The sequence below is a fragment of the Paenibacillus sp. 2003 genome (genome assembly GCF_031455635.1).
GTDB classification, from domain to species: Bacteria; Bacillota; Bacilli; order Paenibacillales; family Paenibacillaceae; genus Paenibacillus; species Paenibacillus amylolyticus_B.
On record NZ_JAVDTB010000001.1, the window covers coordinates 372,925 to 389,991 of the forward strand.

Sequence of the window (17,067 nt, forward strand, 5' to 3'; positions counted from 1 at the left end):
GGAGATGGATAAATGTATACCTATACAGATAATTTGATTCCTATTATGACATCAATGACTGCTCCAAGTGGTAGGGCTTTTTCTAGTAGTTATGCTACTTCGGGGAATAATGCTGACAAAGCATTCGATAACTCTGATGTCTATGGCTACGTGAGTGGAAATGGTAGTGTAGGACATATTGGATATGAGTTCGTTAATCCTGTTAGAGTTGGCAAGTATATAGTACGAAGTTTGTCTGCAACTTACTTTCCTCATATGCCAAAAGATTGGACATTTGAAGGATCTAATAATGACATTAATTGGACTGTGTTGGACACACAAATTAATCAAACATGGACAACTGTTAATACAAATAAAGAATACATTATTGATGTTAGTAAAGCTAAACTCTACAAAATGTACAGGTTAAATTGGACTGCTAACAATGGTGGATCACAAACTGTTATAAATGAATTGAAAATGTTCGGTTTAAATCCTTTCAGTAAATTCTTGATTTCATCTGAAGAATCGACATATTCATTGTACAAAAAGATTGGTGAACCCTTGGTTCCATTGATGGATGCGTACGATAATGGGGTTGGTAGCGTTATTGGATCAGCAAGTTATTCAACAGGTTACACTTGGAAGGCTTTTGATAATGATGATACTACCGCTTATGGCACTAACTTCACACCAGACTCGTCAAAACCAATTTATGTAGGTTTCAGATTCAATGATCCTGTGTGTGTAAAAAGATATTCTTTTTTAGCTGGTCTAAGAACATTTAAATTCATGGCATCTAATAATGGTACTACTTGGGATACCCTTGACACCAAAACGTCACTAGTATCGAATACTTCAACAACACAGACGTTTGATATACAGAATGATAAGCTTTATAGCTATTACAAACTAGAAGCGACATTAGCGACTAGTGGAAATGCTTGGGTGAGCATTTTCTCTGTTCAGTTTTATGGATTGATGCCTTCTATTCTGTTAGAATGTCCTTCTAGCGAGGACAGCTATATTCAAAATGGTATAGATAAAGGATTTCAAATCGATACAGTTGAAGAATTGAACGTTAAACAACATATTAAAGAAGATTCAATTCCGCTAGGATCAGGCAAACTTTTCAGGCAACAAATCGATAGGTCGAAGCATAAAGCACACAAGATTATATTAGGCTAGATTTTATGAACACATCTACATGGTGTGTTCTATTTTATTTTGAAAGGAGATGGTTAAATGGCGAATTACAGCGATAATATTCTTCCAGCTTTCACTTCCGCAAGTCCTGTAGACGGTGTATCAATAACAGCAACGCCATTCGTTTCTGGCTTTGAAGGTTGGAGAATACTTGCGTTGACAGGAAATGGATGGTATCCCAACAACACTGTATCGGGAAAAGATAATGGTGTTATTATTATTGATTTAGGAAAACAAAGAAAGATCGGAAGATATGAAATTGAGAGTGGGAGCTATTTTCCGAAAACATGGACAGTGCAAGGTAGTGATACAGGGCTTTTTTCTGGCGAACAAGAAATACTTGCAACTGTATTGGATAGTGGAACTGCACCAGACGGCGTAGTAACCAAGTCGTTTATTATTGAAAATCCTAAAAGTTACAGATACTATAAATTCGATATTACTAAATCGGCTACAGGCACATATCTTCAAGTGCGTAAGATAAAGATGATGGAGAAGCTTCCAGAACATAAATTCTTAATTTCATCTGGTGCCGAAACACTTTCTATCGTTGTTGGAAGAAAAAGCAATGACACAACTATACCTAAAATGACTTCGGATACAGCACCATCAGGCAAGGCTTTTGCTAAAAGTGTTTATAACGCATCTTATGCACCATGGAAAGCATTCAATGGAATTGATGATGCAGAAGGATATGCTTCGCTCAGTGGCAGTGGTGGAACAGGGTATCTAGGATATGAATTTCCAAATGCTATCTCTCTATACAAATATGTTGTCCGATCAACTGGATCAAGTAGTCTAACTAAAATGCCAAAAGATTGGACGTTTGAAGGTTCAAACGATGGAGTGAATTGGAATGTGCTGGATACACAGACTAATCAGACTTGGACAACTCAATATACTGACAAGATTTATCTATTAGATGAACCATTCCATTATATGCAATTCAAAATGTATCGTTTAAACTGGACTGCGAATAATGGGTTTTTAAGCTACACAGATGTTAATGAAATGAAAATGTTTGAAATAATTGCACCTAAACTTGTAAAGCTTCCTGCAACGTCCGAAAGTTCTTTTGTTGAATACGGTATGAACAAAGGAGAAAGTATTGATTTGGCTTCTGATATTTCTTCAATCAACACCATTAACACATCATCATCAACACTGGGTTCAGGTAAAGTCTTCAAACAAAAAATCAATACATCAAAAACACCAATTAAGAAAGCATCAATCACGTAGGGGATTGAAATGAATATTTAATTTAGAATTTAGAAAGGAGATGGTTTCTTGATTAGTATCATACCAACTATGACCTCTAATACCCAGCCTAGTGGTAGTGCAAGCTCAAGTAGCATCTACGATTCAACACGCTCTGCATGGAAGGGATTTAATAAAAATAGAAGCGATGCTTGGCTTAGTCAGTACAGTAGTGGTACAGTGCAAACAAATCAATGGCTTAGGTACAATTTTGATGCACCTAAAAAAGTTCTTAAATACTCGCTAAGTGTATTAAGTGGAACAACAACCGAACAATGGCAAGTAGGTACAGCTCCTAAGTCATGGAGATTTGAAGCATCGAACAATGGAATAGATTGGATCACGCTAGATGAAAAAAATAATTTTAGCAAAGAGTTATGGACAACAAGTGGAGGATATCAGGAATTTTCTATAGCTAACGGTAATTTTTATCTAATGTATAGATTATATTTAGTTTCATATCAATATAGTGGTGCAACTTATTTCCAAATAAATGAATTAGATATGTATATTGCATCCGAACATATCTTGGTTAAACATGATGGGAAATATATAAACTATGTCAATAATCAATTTAATCAGTTAGTACTAGTGGAGCCAATTGATGAGGGAAACTATTTGTCCTATGGGATAGTGGATTTATCCATCGTGCCTGAATCAGCATGGGCGCAACTTCAAGGTGAAGTGGAGCTATGTTACTACACAGACAACCCAACCAAAACAGAAGCATCCTTCAACATCGAAACCGAACCCTTCACTCTTGAAGAGGAATGGGCAGACAAGGATATTGAAGTGCTTTATTATACTGATGATCCAACAATAACGGAATCGGTAGTTTCAATTGAAACTGATCCCTTTACCCTAGCCCAAGAATGGGAAGACAAAGAGATAAAAATCATTGAATACACTGATGACCCAAATCAAACCGAATCAACGATTACAATTGAAACTGAACCTTTTACCATCTATGACGAATTAGGTGACAGTGTAGATGTTCTATACTACACGGACGATCCATCCAAAACATCAGCGGAACTGAATATTACAGCTAACTACTCCCCATTGGATGAACTTGAGGGAGATTTTGACGTGGTTACGTGGACAAATGATGAAGAGGTTATTGCAGGTAATCGGGACATGATGCTGACGTATGACGCGCTACCGTTTGAACAATTAATTGTGCAAGCGACAGACCTAGCGTTATATGGAGACGTGAAAAAGGTTATTGCTACGAAAGTAACGGAGAACAGACCGGAAGGTATATTAAGAATGGCTGCTTCATTCGACTCGGGGCTAACATGGAAGACTTACCGTTTCAACAAGTGGTTCGATATGGATATCCAGAATACAACGTTATTCAAAAGAAAAGGAATGAATCTGGACACACTCAACGCTATTCCTGAAAAGGATTTAATAGATTTAACACGAATCGCCTATTACTTCGATAGCAGCAAACACTATGAAAACAGCTATTCGCTAGACGAAGTGAAGATGGTTGTTGATGCGCCTCGTCATGCAGTAGAGTTCAGACATATGTCACTGCAACTGTTAAACACCACGGCCACAATCAATCTGACCTTCTCTGGTAACAAGCTTACAGGTATGCTGGGTGATGCAGATCAAGGCAAGGTTAAGTACCGCGTGTTGTTGAACGGTAAAACGTATTATCCGGCGGATGGCAATTTTACGCGACTAGCAGCTTCTCCAATCGATATTGAACTCAATATCGACGAGCGAAATGTTAATTTTGGCGTAGAGAATACACTGAAGGTTGAATTTCAGGACTATTGGGGTGCCATAGACTCCTGGGAAACCAAATTTATCGGATCGTATTCAGGATTAATGTTTATGGATGAGTCTGGAGACTTTCTGTCAGATACTTTTGGTGGTATTCTGAAACAACTTGATTATGGGGTGATCATTGCCGGACAGACGACGTTAACGAAGAAAGTCAGAATCAAAAACTTGCTTGGATATGCTGTGGATCATGTATACCTGGAGATGGATAAGAAATTCGAAACGGACGGTGTTGAAGTCCAATTATCCAGACAGGCCGATCCGTTTCTTCCAATCGATTATCTGACCTATGGTCTGATCCAACCGGAGGATAGCATCGATTTTTATATTCGCATCGCAACGGATATTCATGCCAAGCCGAACCCGAATGGTAATTTTGAAATGAAGGTCACAGCAGACCGGGTGTAGCTCTCAATACAATGAGACAGGAAGTGAGTGGAATTAATAACGGGGAGACTCCATTAGATAGTGTTATACATATTAAAAGTCCGGAAAATCGTTTTGCAGGAAAGTATATCCTGTACAATCAAGTGGATGAAGAGCTGCCTTCGACCCTAATCGCTGCTACAAGAAAAGTGTCCGAGATCGTCTCCAGTGTATCCGTACGTGTCAGACGGTCACAGGAATTGAGCAATTCGCTATATGTGATGTACAGGTCGCAAGGAGAACTGAACGCAACCATTCAAACGGCATCCAAAGTTGATCTCGAAGGCATGTTGTACGTTCGGCCACATAACCGTGCACACGGCAAATATGAATTACTGGAAGCACCGCGTGTAACTGTTAACTTGAAGCCTGTTGGTGATGCAACCACACGAAGTCAAACTCACTTGCAGACGATCAACTTTGGTGATACACAGCGTATGATGATCGGTAGAGACGAGATAGAGCAATTCGAATCATTTATACATTTCGGTGATTTGGATACCAGAATACCTGATCTGTTATATTTGGAAGACGCTAAATTGAGGTTATATTACACAGGAACCATGGCACCAGGATCACACATTGAGCTGCATCAGCCGGATACGTTGTGGCGTGAGTACGGGATTACGTATGCGAACAGACCTCAGTCCATTCAGCTCTTATCGTCCAATTATGTCATTGATACGACTGAACGTTATGTTGAGTTTGATATGATGGCATTACTCCAAATGTGGAGAGAAGGTATTCTTTCAAATGTTGGAATGATTATTCAGTCTAGTGGTAACACGCCGATATATTTCAACACTCGTGAGTCTTCCAAACCACCTGTTTTGCAGATTAGATATATCACTTCTCAAATCTATTCCATCGGTCGAACCGAAATTGAAAGTGAAGTTTTTATTTATGGTGTAGGTCGCAAGGATATAGCTTCAACGTTAGTTGTGCACAGTGATATCGGGCTAGATTGGCTCAAATCTCAGTTGTACGTCCACCGCTATGAGGATCACATGCATCATGATAAAACTCAAGTAATCGCAGTCAGCCGTCCGGACCTGGATGTAGATATGACAATAGCTAAACGTATAGATGCAGAACTGGATTCGAACATTTCTATTGCTGAGAGTAGGACGGAAGAGAAGGAAACATGGGTTGCTGTTTCTAAACCCGAGCTTCATTCGCAGTTCATTACTGCTATACGAACAACTAAAGATACAGACGGTAACCTTGCCGTTAGAACAAGTCTGGACGACGAAAGAACTGTAGAAATCGCGGTGTCTCATCCTGACTTACCTTCAGTTATTACGGTAGATAGACAAATGTCTCTGGTCAGTACGTTAACGATATCACAGTTGTTTGATGATGGACGGGATACGAGTTTAATTGTATCCGTACCTGATCTTCATGTTTCATTGGAAGTCTCCAATTATATAAAAGCAACTTCAACATTGGGGTCTTTGCTTACGGTCATGTACGACGATGATTCGACTGTGATTTCAGAGATTACGGTTAATAAGCCTGATCTGAATAGTGTTCTTCAAGTCAGAGCATTAGATCATGATGAGAGGGCAGCCAGTCTTGAGATTCCTTATTTGGAAGAACAGCCTGGGCAATTATATATCTCCAGACCTGATGTGCTTTCCAGCATTGAGGTCAAGTACATGGATGTATTGGATGGCCACATTAGTATCAAAGAAAGAGAATACTTGGACGGCTATCTTCAGGTGCGAGAGTGGAAGGATATGCAGTCTACGGTAGATGTGAGACAGATTGAGGATATGGCTACTGAAATGACAATTTCCAAGCCTGATCTGGCGGCTTATGTCCAACCGAGAGTTATTGCGAATGAAGAGTTAGATTCGATCACAAGTATCCGTAAACGGGATGCCAGTGACTTAGTGACCACAGTAATTGTGAAGAGTCCAGGGAATCAAGCGTATTTTTACATTTTATAAAATGAGTTAATTATATAAGGGGGCATTGGCCCTCTTTTTTTTGCGTTTAGGATCACGTCCAACTCTAAGCATCTGTACTTTATTGTGTAACAGTCATCTTCTCGTTATGATACAATGTGTTCATCACATATTAAGGAATGAAGACCATGCGTCAAGAGGACAGCGTATTTGAACAGATTATGAAGCAGAAGAGGTTGAAGCCGATCAATCCTGAAACCAATAGACTTCAATTCAAATCAATACATAAAAAGAAACTAGCTCAGGAGCAATTAAGTGAAATGGATGTCCAGTTCAAAAAGTCGGTAGCTGAATCAATAGATCGAAGTGTACTTCATAGACGTGTACTGGGAATTAGAAGAGATTTAACGGAGATAAGGCGATTAAAGAATGATGAGCATACGTTTTAAGGTATACCCAATTTGACTCACCTTTAAATTTATGATAGCAAAGACGTAGAAAAAGATATACTTGCAGGTGCGGTTGCTTTGGAATCTAATTGCATGAGGGTCAAAAAATAAACATTTCCACCTCTTGAACAGAGATAGTTGATTGATCATAGTGGTGATTATACACTTGGGCCCTCTGTATTTTATTTTCTTGCGACATATCGATTTATTGATTATTTCTAATAGCTTTATCTGAAAGTGGAGAAGAACGAACGACAGTTTCTCTATTACTACTACAGTCTCTTTTCGGTGATTTCTTTTTGTTGTTTTCTACATCCACAACCATGTTTAGGATTGGTCTTCGTGTTCGTACTTAAAGTTGTTAGAGGAGAGTCTGCCTGAATCTTATAATAATAGTTATATGGTTCAAAAGAGATAGACGTAAAGAAAAAATAGAATGTAAAATGAAAGATTAATTTTATGCTGATATTTAAGTCCTATTTCAAGCAGGGTGAAATGGTAATTATTTAAAGACATTAGTCATTATTTACTATATAATTAGCAATGTAAATAGTACATTAGGAGGTAGTGTTTTGAAGTTGTTAAGAATTTTAGCTTGGTTATTTGTTCCTTTCATTATGATTTTTGTGTCATGGAAGAAGCTTGGCAAGGTTGCGAAAATCGGCGGTGCTATATGGGCTGGCTTTATTTTATTGATAATTGTGATACCAACTGAGGAAAAGCCAAACGTGACAGCAACGGCAGAAACAGATGCAGTGGCCTCACAGGAAAAAGCACCAAAAGTGGAAAAGGCAGTTGCTGTGGTTGATACAAAAACCGAGAAAAAAGATGATCAAAAGGCTAAAGAAGAGGCTAAGCTGAAAGACGCAACAGACGCTACTGCTAAAAAAGCCAATCAAAAAGAAGTATTAGAATTTGAAAAATCTGTTTATGCATTAGAAGAGACTATGTCTCCAATTATGAATACATATCAAGAAGCTATGACAGGTTTGGGAAATGGTACGGTTGACATCTATACTGTCTATGAAGCAACAGAAAATGCACAGAAGGCCGCTAAACACTTGCAGAGCAAATTCTATAATTTAGATGTTCCAGAAAATCTCCCTAAAGATGTGAAACAAATGCTGAATGCAACGGCTTCGAACTTGAGTACGGCCTATTATTCTAAAGGTAAAGCATTCGATGCAGTTCTTGAGTTCTTGGACGATCAGAAGCCCAGCCATATGTCCAAATTTAAAGAAGAAATCTCCATGGCAGATTCATTTGTAATGAAGGGTATTTTGAAATTAATGGAAGCAAAAACTGCTGTTGGATTAGAGGTAGATTCCAAATAGTTTAATATTAGAATAAGAATGAGATGCCCGTTATAGGGCATTTTTTCTTTTTATTGTGAAAAACTATATAAAAGATTAATTTTAACAATAACTAAGCAGTCCTAATAGATTGCTTTTTTTATTTTATGAGAGAATGAAAAGACGTCCACTTCGTACTATATCGCATTTTTTATCCTGTTATAGAAAGTTGCCTCGTCTCTGAGGTGGCTTTTTATATTCCAATGAAAGCATAGTTCTACTAACTAAGTCTGCGAGGGGAATTACCAACAACATATTTGAACTGTAAGTACCTACATTTTCTCAAACACGGCAGGTGTCCACACGACAATCCAAAATGAGGCATACAATTATCGTGATCTGTGGAAGAGGAGGTGGATCGGGAAATTATGGTGACGATGGAGCCTATTGTAGTTGGAGAGCATGTATTAGTTGGAGTAGAGGTCAAGCTGCCCAAAACAACGTTGCTGACTATTAACACATCCAAAGGATATATCATGTGCGGAGCACTCGACGTGGGATTACTTAATGAGAAGCTCGGGGATCGCAAAATTATTGCAGCTCGAGCGGTTGGTGTGCGTACACTGGAGCAGTTGCTGCATGCCCCTATGGAGTCGGTGACAACAGAAGCCGAGGCCATGGGCATTACGGTTGGCATGACGGGTATAGAGGCTTTGTTGAAAATGATCTAAGCACTAACAAAAGGGCTCCCCATATGGGAAGCCCTTCTTTAGCGTCGTAATGCAGAGCCTGGCACATCGTGGCTCCCACCTCTATACACACGAACGCTTTCCATTAAATTAAGCTTCTTCCTTTGCGAACAAGGCAGCCAGATTTTCTTGGAAAGGTGCGCGAACAACGCCTTTTTCCGTGATAATAGCTGTTACATATTCGTTAGGCGTTACGTCAAATGCTGGATTGAATACTTTGATACCTTGCGGTGCGGTACGTTTGCCAAATCCTTCAGTCACTTCCTCCGCAGCCCGTTCCTCAATCGGAATAAGATCTCCGGATGGAGTAGACAAATCGATGGTTGACAATGGGCTCGCTACATAAAACGGAATATTGTGAGCCTTGGCAAGCACGGCTACGCTGTAGGTTCCGATTTTGTTAGCCACATCCCCATTCGCAGCAACACGATCTGTTCCGACGATAACGGCTTGAATCCAGCCTTTGGACATCACCATGCCTGCCATGTTATCACAGAGCAGCGTAACGTCAATGCCGGCTTGCTGTAACTCAAATGCAGTTAGGCGCGCACCCTGAAGTACGGGACGAGTCTCGTCTGCAAATACTTTCAGGTGAATGCCACGTTCCTGTGCGAGATACATTGGAGCAGTTGCCGTACCATATTTCGCAGTAGCCAGTCCGCCTGCATTACAGTGAGTGAGAACACCCATGCCATCTTCGAATAAAGGCAGTGCATTCTCGCCGATCATGCGGCATACTTCTTCGTCTTCCTTCTGAATTAACAGAGCTTCTACTTCAAGCGCAACATTGCCCTCATCCAGGCTCAGGCCGGATTCAACGACCTCATTTGCTTTTTGCATCATGCGATCCAGTGCCCAGAAAAGGTTCACCGCGGTTGGACGGGAAGTAGCCAGATGAGCACATATGGATTTCACGTGGTCTAACCAACCTTGAACAGTTGTTCCGTCATATGATTTGGCACCCAATACAACACCAAATGCAGCAGCAATACCAATCGCCGGAGCACCGCGTACTTTCATGGAGTGGATGGATTCCCATACTTCCTCGGGTGTATACAGTTTCAACATGAGGATCGTTTCGGGCAGCAGACGCTGGTCAAGCATTTCAAGCTTGTCCTTTTTCCAAATGAGAGAGGACAGAGGCTGATATTCAGGGGTTGTCATGGGTGATTCCTCCGTTCCTTATGTTAAGCCTTAGTAGTAGTAACAGCTGTGGATACAATATCCATTACTTCGCCGATGGTATTCAAGCGACGATTGTTCTTGATCAATGCTTTACCAATGGACAACGCTTTACGCTGAGCATGTTCACGTTCGGTCGCATTTGGAATGGTATCTATATCCGCCACGTGAGCGAGTCCCACGATACGACGAACCATTTTGGCACCTGCAAAGCCGATCGAATCTCTGAACAATTGTTGCACATACAGATCCTGATAGCCTGGCGTTTTTGCCATCGGATCAACGAGGTCGTTAACCCAGAGGACACGGAAACGAGATTCGAATTCAGTCCATACATCACGAACCATATTCAGCATAATCGTCTCACGCTCACGCAAAGCAGTCTCATCCTGAATCCATCCTGGCAGGGATGCGTAATTCAAGAGCAGGTTCGCGAGGACTGCACCGACATCGAATCCCATGGGGCCGTAATATGCAAATTCGGGATCGATGACCTTTGTTGATTCAGGTGTAACAAAAATACTGCCTGTATGCAGATCTCCATGAAGCAGTGCCTGCCCATGTGTCAGGAATTTTTCCCGTAGTAATGCCACTTCAAGGTGAAGCTCTCCATCTGTGCGAAGGGCTTCAGCCTCGTCTTCAATGGAAGCATCATAATTATTTTTCTCGGCGATCCGATAGGGTTCATCAAAGATCAGATCCTCCGTTATTTTGCATTGGTCCGGATTAATGAATCTGCCCTGTTTTTCCTTCTTCAATTGCTGATCCATGCCCAAGTCGGATGTGAAGAACAGCGTTCTTGCCATGAATTCCCCAATATGCTGTGCAAAAAGAGGATAGGAAACACCTTCGATCAGGCCTTTGCGCATGATCACATGATCACTCAGATCTTCCATAACCGTTAACGCGAGGTCATCATCGTAATGATACACTTCGGGTACCATCCCTGGACACAGACGATACTCTTCCTGAAGAATCTCACGTTCAATGCGGGCACGTACCAGAGAGAGCGGCCATGATTCTCCAACCACTTTCGCATAAGGAAGCGCCTGTTTGATAATGATACTTTTATCGGAGTTCTGATCCGTGATGTGGAAAACCAAATTCAGATTGCCGTCGCCGATCTCGTGACAATCCAGATTCGCATCTGCCGCAAATGGACCCGGTAATGTTCTGGCCAGTTCAATTGCATCCTGGGGGGTAAACGGGCGATATTGGGACAAAGGTGCCACCTCCATATATATGAAGAAACAGGAAAACCCACTTCTTTGCTTGGTATATGTCAGTATATCGGAAAAAGCGCGGTTTTTGAACTTTTTTTTGAGACAAGTCAAGTTGATCCTGATTCGAACTTCCTGTTCAAGGGTAAAAACAAATAGGCCGGACGGTTGAGAGAAACGCCGTTAGCAAGCCTCTCCGCTACGTGCGGTGAAACATTATTAACTCTCTGTTATGCATTGCGGGACAACCTGCTTACCACGGCATGACAGACTAATTTTAAATAAAGGATGGGATTAATATGGCTACAAAAAACAAAACAGATCAAGCAAAATCGGTGGAACAAGTACTTAATCGTCAGGTTGCTAACCTGAACGTATTGTATGTTAAAATCCATAACTATCACTGGTACGTTAAAGGACCTAACTTCTTCACGTTGCATGTGAAATTCGAAGAGTTCTACAACGAAGTTACAGTACAAATGGATGAAATCGCAGAGCGTATCCTTACGCTGAAAGGTAGCCCAGCAGCTACAATGAAAGAGTATCTGGAGCTTTCTTCTATTCAGGAAGCAGCAGGCGGAGAAGACGCGAAGACGATGGTGCAAAACTTGATCGAGGACTTCGCTACACTTTCGAATGAATATCAGGAAGGTATCGAAGTTGCAGATGCAGCTGAAGATCAACCAACATCCGATATGCTGACAGGCTTCAAGGCTGATCTTGAGAAACACATGTGGATGCTTCGCTCTTTCCTGGGTTAATATAGCCAAGATTTTGCCTAATACAAGTGGTTCTCTTACGTAAGCTTTCTGAGCTCGGATCTTTGTTGTCAGAAACGCCCTGAGCGTCTATACTGCTGACAAGAACGATAGGGGAGGGAACCGCTTATGTTAGAACCAACGATACCGGCTTTAAAAGAATGGGCTTCTGCAATCAAAGCACTGGAAACGGGTCGCCAAATTATGGTGATGCGCAAGGGTGGTATTGTAGAGGAAACCCGACATTTTGAGCTGAAAAGTCCGGCGTTTTACCTGTATCCGACTTATGAACATCAGCGTAAAGAACTGATTAAGTCCTCGGATCAATCCTATGTTGAAGAATCATTGGCCGAATGGGTGCCCGAAGCTTCGACAATCCGTATTACTGCATATGCCGAAGTAACGCAGGATCTGGAGATACGAGATCAGGAGATGCTGGATCGACTTCTTGACTTTCATATGTGGACAGCGGATTTCGCCGAAGACCGTTTGAAATGGAAACGGAAAGATCCGCTCCATGTATTGATTCTACGTGTGTACCTTTTGAAAGAACCGATGGAAATCCCCGTACTGCCTGAATATAATGGTTGTCGTTCATGGATTTCTATTCCGAATGGTCCGGTGCCGCGCGAAATGACGCCGGTAGTGGACGTTGCGGATTTTGACGAACAGGTACAGAAGATTAACGAGATGCTCAAATTGTAATATTATTTGTAATATTATTAATGAAGGGGCTTGTCCATAATATGGATAAGCCCTTTTTTTAGATTAGTGTATAGCAGATACGATAAAAGCTTGATTTTCTGTGATTTTTCTCACTGTCTATCTCGGCGGGAGATGTTTTCTCATTTGATTCAATCTGGTATTTATTATAGAATCAGAAAGAATAATGTTTCCTGCAAGGAATATACACTCTGAGGAAATAGCTTGATTCTCATTGAGAATCAGTTTAGAATTATTCTAAAGTGTTCTTGCTTTAAGGAATCGAGTACAAGAGAAATTCAGGGGAAGCCCTGTTCAGATATAATAGGTGCTTTTTCGTTTTCGACAGTAAACATCAATTTAATCAATGGAGGGAAACAATACACATGGCTACGAATTTCGTCATTGAAGGTCTGAAAGCGACGATCGAAGGTAAGGAAATCCTGAAAGGCATCAACCTGGAAATGAAAGGTGGAGAAATCCACGCAATCATGGGTCCGAACGGAACAGGTAAATCAACTCTGGCTTCTGCATTGATGGGCCATCCGAAATATGAAGTAACTGACGGTACAATTACACTTGATGGTGAAGATGTATTGGATATGGCTGTAGATGAGCGTGCACGTGCAGGTCTTTTCCTGGCTATGCAATACCCAAGTGAAATTGCAGGTGTTACAAACTCCGACTTCTTGCGTAGTGCAATTAACGCACGTCGTGGCGAAGGTAACGAGATTTCCCTGATCAAGTTCATTCGTCAAATGGAAGGTAAAATGAAAGAACTCGACATGAACCCTGAGTTCGCTCACCGTTACCTGAATGAAGGTTTCTCCGGTGGTGAGAAAAAACGTAACGAGATTCTGCAAATGATGCTGCTTGATCCGAAAATCGTAGTACTTGATGAAATTGACTCCGGTCTGGATATCGATGCTCTGAAAATCGTAGCAAACGGTGTAAATGCAATGAAGAGCGAAGATCGTGGTTTCTTGATCATCACTCACTATCAACGCCTGCTTAACTACATTACTCCTGACTACGTACACGTTATGATGCAAGGTCGTATCGTGAAATCCGGCGGACCTGAACTGGCACACCGTCTGGAAGCTGAAGGATATGACTGGGTTAAGGAAGAGCTGGGAATTACAGACGAAACTGTAGGTCAAGAAGCGTAAAGACAAAACGGAGGAGGATTAATCAATGACTACACAAACAATTCTTCCGGTTGAATCTGAAGCGCTTCGCGCCTTGTCGGAAAGCAACAATGAACCCGGCTGGTTGACCGAACAGCGGCTCGAAGCTTTAAAGCTTGCGAGCGGGCTTGCGCTTCCTAAACTGGAAAAACAAAAAATCGAACGCTGGAATGTCAGCGAGTACGGAACATATAAAACAAGTGAAGCTATTTCTTCTTTGACAGAAGTACCTGCTTCCATCAAAGATCTGGTTCAGGATCAAGCTGAAGGCAGTCTGGTTATCCAGCGCAATTCCGGTACGGTATACTCCAAGGTCTCTGCTGATCTGGCAGCAAAAGGGGTTATTTTTACGGATCTGGCTACAGCGGTTCGCGAACATGGCGATCTGGTAAAACCATATCTGAACACAGCGGTGAAAGCGGATGAGCATTCTCTCGCTGCATTGCATGCGGCACTTTGGAATGGCGGGGTCTTCCTGTATGTTCCGAAAAATGTCGAAATCGAAGTACCACTGCAAGCAGTGTTGCTTACGGATGACGCTTCTGCAACGTTTGCACCTCACGTGCTTGTAGTTGCAGAAGCAAACAGTTCAGTAACTTATGTTGATAACTATGTATCTGGCGAATTGTCCGCACCTGTTTTCCATAATGGTGTTGTGGAAGTATTCGCAAAATCTGGTGCTAAAGTACGTTTTGCATCGGTTCATCAACTGAGTGTGAATGTAACTGATGTTTCATTCCGTCGTGCAGTGTTGGAGAATGATGCTTCCATCGAGTGGATTGTAGGCGAAATGAACAATGGCGACACAGCGAGCAACACGATGACCGTGCTGAAAGGTAATGGATCAAGTTCTGATTCCAAAGTCATCGCTGTAGGTTCCGGTTCGCAGAAAATCAACTACACAACGGAAGCTCGTCACTTCGGCAAGAATACACCAAGTCAGATGATTACACGTGCAGTTATGCGTGAAGAAGCTTCTGCAATCATCAACGGGATCACGAAGATTGAGAAAGGCGCTACCAAAGCCGATGGACAGCAGACAGAGAAAGTGTTGATGCTGAGCCCTAAAGCACGTGGAGACGCCAACCCAATCCTTCTGATTGATGAGGATGATGTAACAGCAGGTCACGCGGCTTCTGTTGGTCAAGTCAATGCCGAGCAGATTCATTACTTGATGTCGCGCGGAATTAACCGTACGGATGCCGAACGCCTGATCATCTATGGCTTCCTGGCTCCGGTGGTGGCGGATATTCCTTTGGAAGCACTGCGCACCCAATTGCAGTCCCTGATTGAGAAGAAGCTGGGACAATGAACCCGTCCATTCGCGAGCAGTTCCCGATCCTCCACCAGGAAATTAACGGACACCCGCTCGTATATTTAGATAGTGCTGCGACTTCACAGAAGCCTCGCGCTGTGATCGAAGCAGTCAAACATTATTATGAGTATGAGAACTCCAACGTACATCGCGGTGTTCATACCCTTGGAAGCCGTGCCACCGACGCTTACGAAGGCGCACGTGAGAAGGTAGCCAAGTTTATCAATGCCCGTAGTACACAGGAGATTATCTTTACTCGCGGGACAACGACAGCCCTGAATCTGGTGGCTTCATCATATGCCCGCGCCACTTGCAAAGAAGGCGATGAAATTGTTATCACTCAAATGGAGCACCATAGTAATCTGATTCCTTGGCAGCAGGTTGCCAAGGAGACAGGTGCAACATTGAAATACATCCCACTTCAGCCTGACGGTCATATTGAATTGGCTGATGTCGAGAAGACGATTACGAACAATACTAAAATTGTAGCAATCGCTTATGTATCCAATGTTATGGGTCTGATCCATCCTGTGAAACAAATTGCTGAAATTGCACACCGCAATGGTGCTGTCATCGTTGTTGATGGCGCACAAAGTACACCTCACATGAAGGTGGACGTTCAGGATCTGGACTGTGATTTCTATGCATTATCCGGTCATAAAATGTGCGGACCAACCGGAATCGGTGCACTCTACGGCAAAAAGGCGCTGCTGGAGTCCATGGAACCCATTGAGTTCGGCGGTGAAATGATTGATGATGTGGGTCTGTACGAATCCAACTGGAAAGAGCTTCCCTGGAAGTTCGAAGGCGGAACCCCGATTATCGCAGGTGCGGTAGGGTTGGGAGCTGCCATTGATTTTCTGGAGCAGATTGGTATGGATGAGATCGCACATCATGAGAGTGTGCTGGCAGCTTATGCAACAGAACGACTGGCCGAGATCGATGGGTTAACCATCTATGGCCCAGCGAAGCGGCATGTGGGTGTTGTTACCTTTAATCTGGGGGATGTTCATCCGCATGATGTGGCAACTGTGCTGGATGCGAGTGGCGTAGCCATTCGTGCCGGACACCATTGCTGTCAACCGCTAATGCGCTGGCTTGAAGTTAGCTCAACAGCTCGTGCCAGCTTCTATCTATACAATAACGAACAAGATGTAGATCGGCTTGTCAGCGCCTTAATCCAGACAAAGGAGTATTTTGGCGATGCAACTTGATGATCTGTACAGACGTGTTATAATGGACCACTACAAAAACCCGCGTAACCGCGGAACATTTGATAATGACGCTGTCACGGTGAATTTGAACAATCCAACGTGCGGCGACCGGATTTCACTGCAAATTTTGCTGAAAGACGGAATCGTTCAGGAAGCCAAATATACGGGTGAAGGCTGCTCCATCAGCATGTCCTCTGCATCGATGATGACAGAGGCCGTCAAAGGCAAAACGATGGAACAGGCACTCGATATCGCTAACCGTTTTTCCTCACTGATGAAAGGTGAAGAAGTCGATTTCGACGATTATGAAGATCTCGAAGCCCTATCCGGTGTGAACAAGTTCCCTGCACGCATCAAATGTGCCACTCTGGCCTGGAATGCATTACGCAAAGGGATTGACGAAGAGAACAAAGTACAATAACGA

At 42.3% G+C, this 17,067-nt stretch carries 15 protein-coding genes; 13 read left to right on the forward strand and 2 right to left on the reverse strand.

Annotated features, from left to right (window positions below; translation table 11 throughout):
- The first annotated feature begins 12 nt into the window (after window positions 1-12).
- The 7 genes from J2X75_RS01865 to J2X75_RS01895 all read left to right on the forward strand — a co-directional run bounded on the left by J2X75_RS01865 (window position 13) and on the right by J2X75_RS01895 (window position 9,047).
- Window positions 13-1,167, forward strand: coding sequence for a hypothetical protein (locus J2X75_RS01865; RefSeq protein WP_310333984.1), 1,155 nt, complete (start codon window positions 13-15; stop codon window positions 1,165-1,167).
- Window positions 1,168-1,224: 57 nt separating this feature from the next.
- Window positions 1,225-2,424, forward strand: coding sequence for a hypothetical protein (locus tag J2X75_RS01870; protein WP_310333986.1), 1,200 nt, complete (start codon window positions 1,225-1,227; stop codon window positions 2,422-2,424).
- Between the two features lie 636 nt (window positions 2,425-3,060).
- Window positions 3,061-4,647: a hypothetical protein gene (locus J2X75_RS01875; RefSeq protein ID WP_310333988.1), complete on the forward strand. Its 1,587-nt coding sequence runs from the start codon at window positions 3,061-3,063 to the stop codon at window positions 4,645-4,647.
- A gap of 23 nt (window positions 4,648-4,670) precedes the next feature.
- Window positions 4,671-6,617 (forward strand): DNRLRE domain-containing protein, encoded by a 1,947-nt coding sequence (locus tag J2X75_RS01880; protein ID WP_310333990.1) that lies wholly within the window; start codon window positions 4,671-4,673, stop codon window positions 6,615-6,617.
- Window positions 6,618-6,763: 146 nt separating this feature from the next.
- Window positions 6,764-7,024, forward strand: coding sequence for a hypothetical protein (locus tag J2X75_RS01885; protein ID WP_310333992.1), 261 nt, complete (start codon window positions 6,764-6,766; stop codon window positions 7,022-7,024).
- Window positions 7,025-7,596: 572 nt separating this feature from the next.
- A complete protein-coding gene (locus J2X75_RS01890; RefSeq protein ID WP_310333994.1) occupies window positions 7,597-8,358 on the forward strand; it encodes a hypothetical protein in 762 nt (253 codons plus the stop codon).
- A 386-nt stretch (window positions 8,359-8,744) separates the two neighbouring features.
- Window positions 8,745-9,047: a YunC family protein gene (locus tag J2X75_RS01895; protein WP_124115490.1), complete on the forward strand. Its 303-nt coding sequence runs from the start codon at window positions 8,745-8,747 to the stop codon at window positions 9,045-9,047.
- A 108-nt stretch (window positions 9,048-9,155) separates the two neighbouring features.
- Here J2X75_RS01895 and mtnA read toward each other — a convergent pair whose 3' ends face one another.
- Window positions 9,156-10,229: an S-methyl-5-thioribose-1-phosphate isomerase gene (gene mtnA / locus J2X75_RS01900; protein ID WP_150365748.1), complete on the reverse strand. Its 1,074-nt coding sequence runs from the start codon at window positions 10,227-10,229 to the stop codon at window positions 9,156-9,158.
- Window positions 10,230-10,252: 23 nt separating this feature from the next.
- Window positions 10,253-11,470 carry an S-methyl-5-thioribose kinase gene (mtnK, locus tag J2X75_RS01905; RefSeq protein ID WP_310333997.1) on the reverse strand — a complete coding sequence of 406 codons (1,218 nt, stop codon included), beginning with the start codon at window positions 11,468-11,470 and terminating at the stop codon, window positions 10,253-10,255.
- A 296-nt stretch (window positions 11,471-11,766) separates the two neighbouring features.
- On the opposite strand from mtnK, the gene J2X75_RS01910 reads away from it, so the two are divergent.
- From J2X75_RS01910 to sufU, 6 genes are all read left to right on the forward strand, one after another.
- Window positions 11,767-12,228 carry a Dps family protein gene (locus J2X75_RS01910; RefSeq protein WP_017689542.1) on the forward strand — a complete coding sequence of 154 codons (462 nt, stop codon included), beginning with the start codon at window positions 11,767-11,769 and terminating at the stop codon, window positions 12,226-12,228.
- 126 nt (window positions 12,229-12,354) lie between these two features.
- The gene (locus J2X75_RS01915; protein WP_017689541.1) at window positions 12,355-12,930 is read left to right on the forward strand and encodes a DUF1802 family protein; all 576 of its coding nucleotides are present in this window, start codon (window positions 12,355-12,357) and stop codon (window positions 12,928-12,930) included.
- A gap of 383 nt (window positions 12,931-13,313) precedes the next feature.
- Window positions 13,314-14,096, forward strand: a complete 783-nt coding sequence (sufC, locus tag J2X75_RS01920; protein WP_062833524.1) for a Fe-S cluster assembly ATPase SufC — start codon at window positions 13,314-13,316, stop codon at window positions 14,094-14,096.
- 25 nt (window positions 14,097-14,121) lie between these two features.
- Window positions 14,122-15,426, forward strand: coding sequence for a Fe-S cluster assembly protein SufD (sufD, locus tag J2X75_RS01925; RefSeq protein WP_091032628.1), 1,305 nt, complete (start codon window positions 14,122-14,124; stop codon window positions 15,424-15,426).
- Window positions 15,423-16,643, forward strand: a complete 1,221-nt coding sequence (locus J2X75_RS01930) for a cysteine desulfurase (protein ID WP_310334001.1) — start codon at window positions 15,423-15,425, stop codon at window positions 16,641-16,643. Before sufD ends, J2X75_RS01930 begins: the two co-directional genes overlap by 4 nt.
- The gene (sufU, locus tag J2X75_RS01935) at window positions 16,633-17,064 is read left to right on the forward strand and encodes a Fe-S cluster assembly sulfur transfer protein SufU (RefSeq protein ID WP_017689537.1); all 432 of its coding nucleotides are present in this window, start codon (window positions 16,633-16,635) and stop codon (window positions 17,062-17,064) included. Before J2X75_RS01930 ends, sufU begins: the two co-directional genes overlap by 11 nt.
- Window positions 17,065-17,067 lie beyond the last annotated feature (3 nt).

Excerpts from the sequence above, each read along its gene's own strand:
- sufD (WP_091032628.1), top strand. The coding sequence starts at position 14,122 with ATGACTACACAAACAATTCTTCCGGTTGAATCTGAAGCGCTTCGCGCC.
- J2X75_RS01870 (WP_310333986.1), top strand. The coding sequence starts at position 1,225 with ATGGCGAATTACAGCGATAATATTCTTCCAGCTTTCACTTCCGCAAGT.
- mtnA (WP_150365748.1), bottom strand. The coding sequence starts at position 10,229 with ATGACAACCCCTGAATATCAGCCTCTGTCCTCTCTCATTTGGAAAAAG.
- J2X75_RS01865 (WP_310333984.1), top strand. The coding sequence starts at position 13 with ATGTATACCTATACAGATAATTTGATTCCTATTATGACATCAATGACT.
- J2X75_RS01930 (WP_310334001.1), top strand. The coding sequence starts at position 15,423 with ATGAACCCGTCCATTCGCGAGCAGTTCCCGATCCTCCACCAGGAAATT.
- sufU (WP_017689537.1), top strand. The coding sequence starts at position 16,633 with ATGCAACTTGATGATCTGTACAGACGTGTTATAATGGACCACTACAAA.
- J2X75_RS01895 (WP_124115490.1), top strand. The coding sequence starts at position 8,745 with ATGGTGACGATGGAGCCTATTGTAGTTGGAGAGCATGTATTAGTTGGA.
- J2X75_RS01915 (WP_017689541.1), top strand. The coding sequence starts at position 12,355 with ATGTTAGAACCAACGATACCGGCTTTAAAAGAATGGGCTTCTGCAATC.
- sufC (WP_062833524.1), top strand. The coding sequence starts at position 13,314 with ATGGCTACGAATTTCGTCATTGAAGGTCTGAAAGCGACGATCGAAGGT.
- J2X75_RS01910 (WP_017689542.1), top strand. The coding sequence starts at position 11,767 with ATGGCTACAAAAAACAAAACAGATCAAGCAAAATCGGTGGAACAAGTA.
- J2X75_RS01885 (WP_310333992.1), top strand. The coding sequence starts at position 6,764 with ATGCGTCAAGAGGACAGCGTATTTGAACAGATTATGAAGCAGAAGAGG.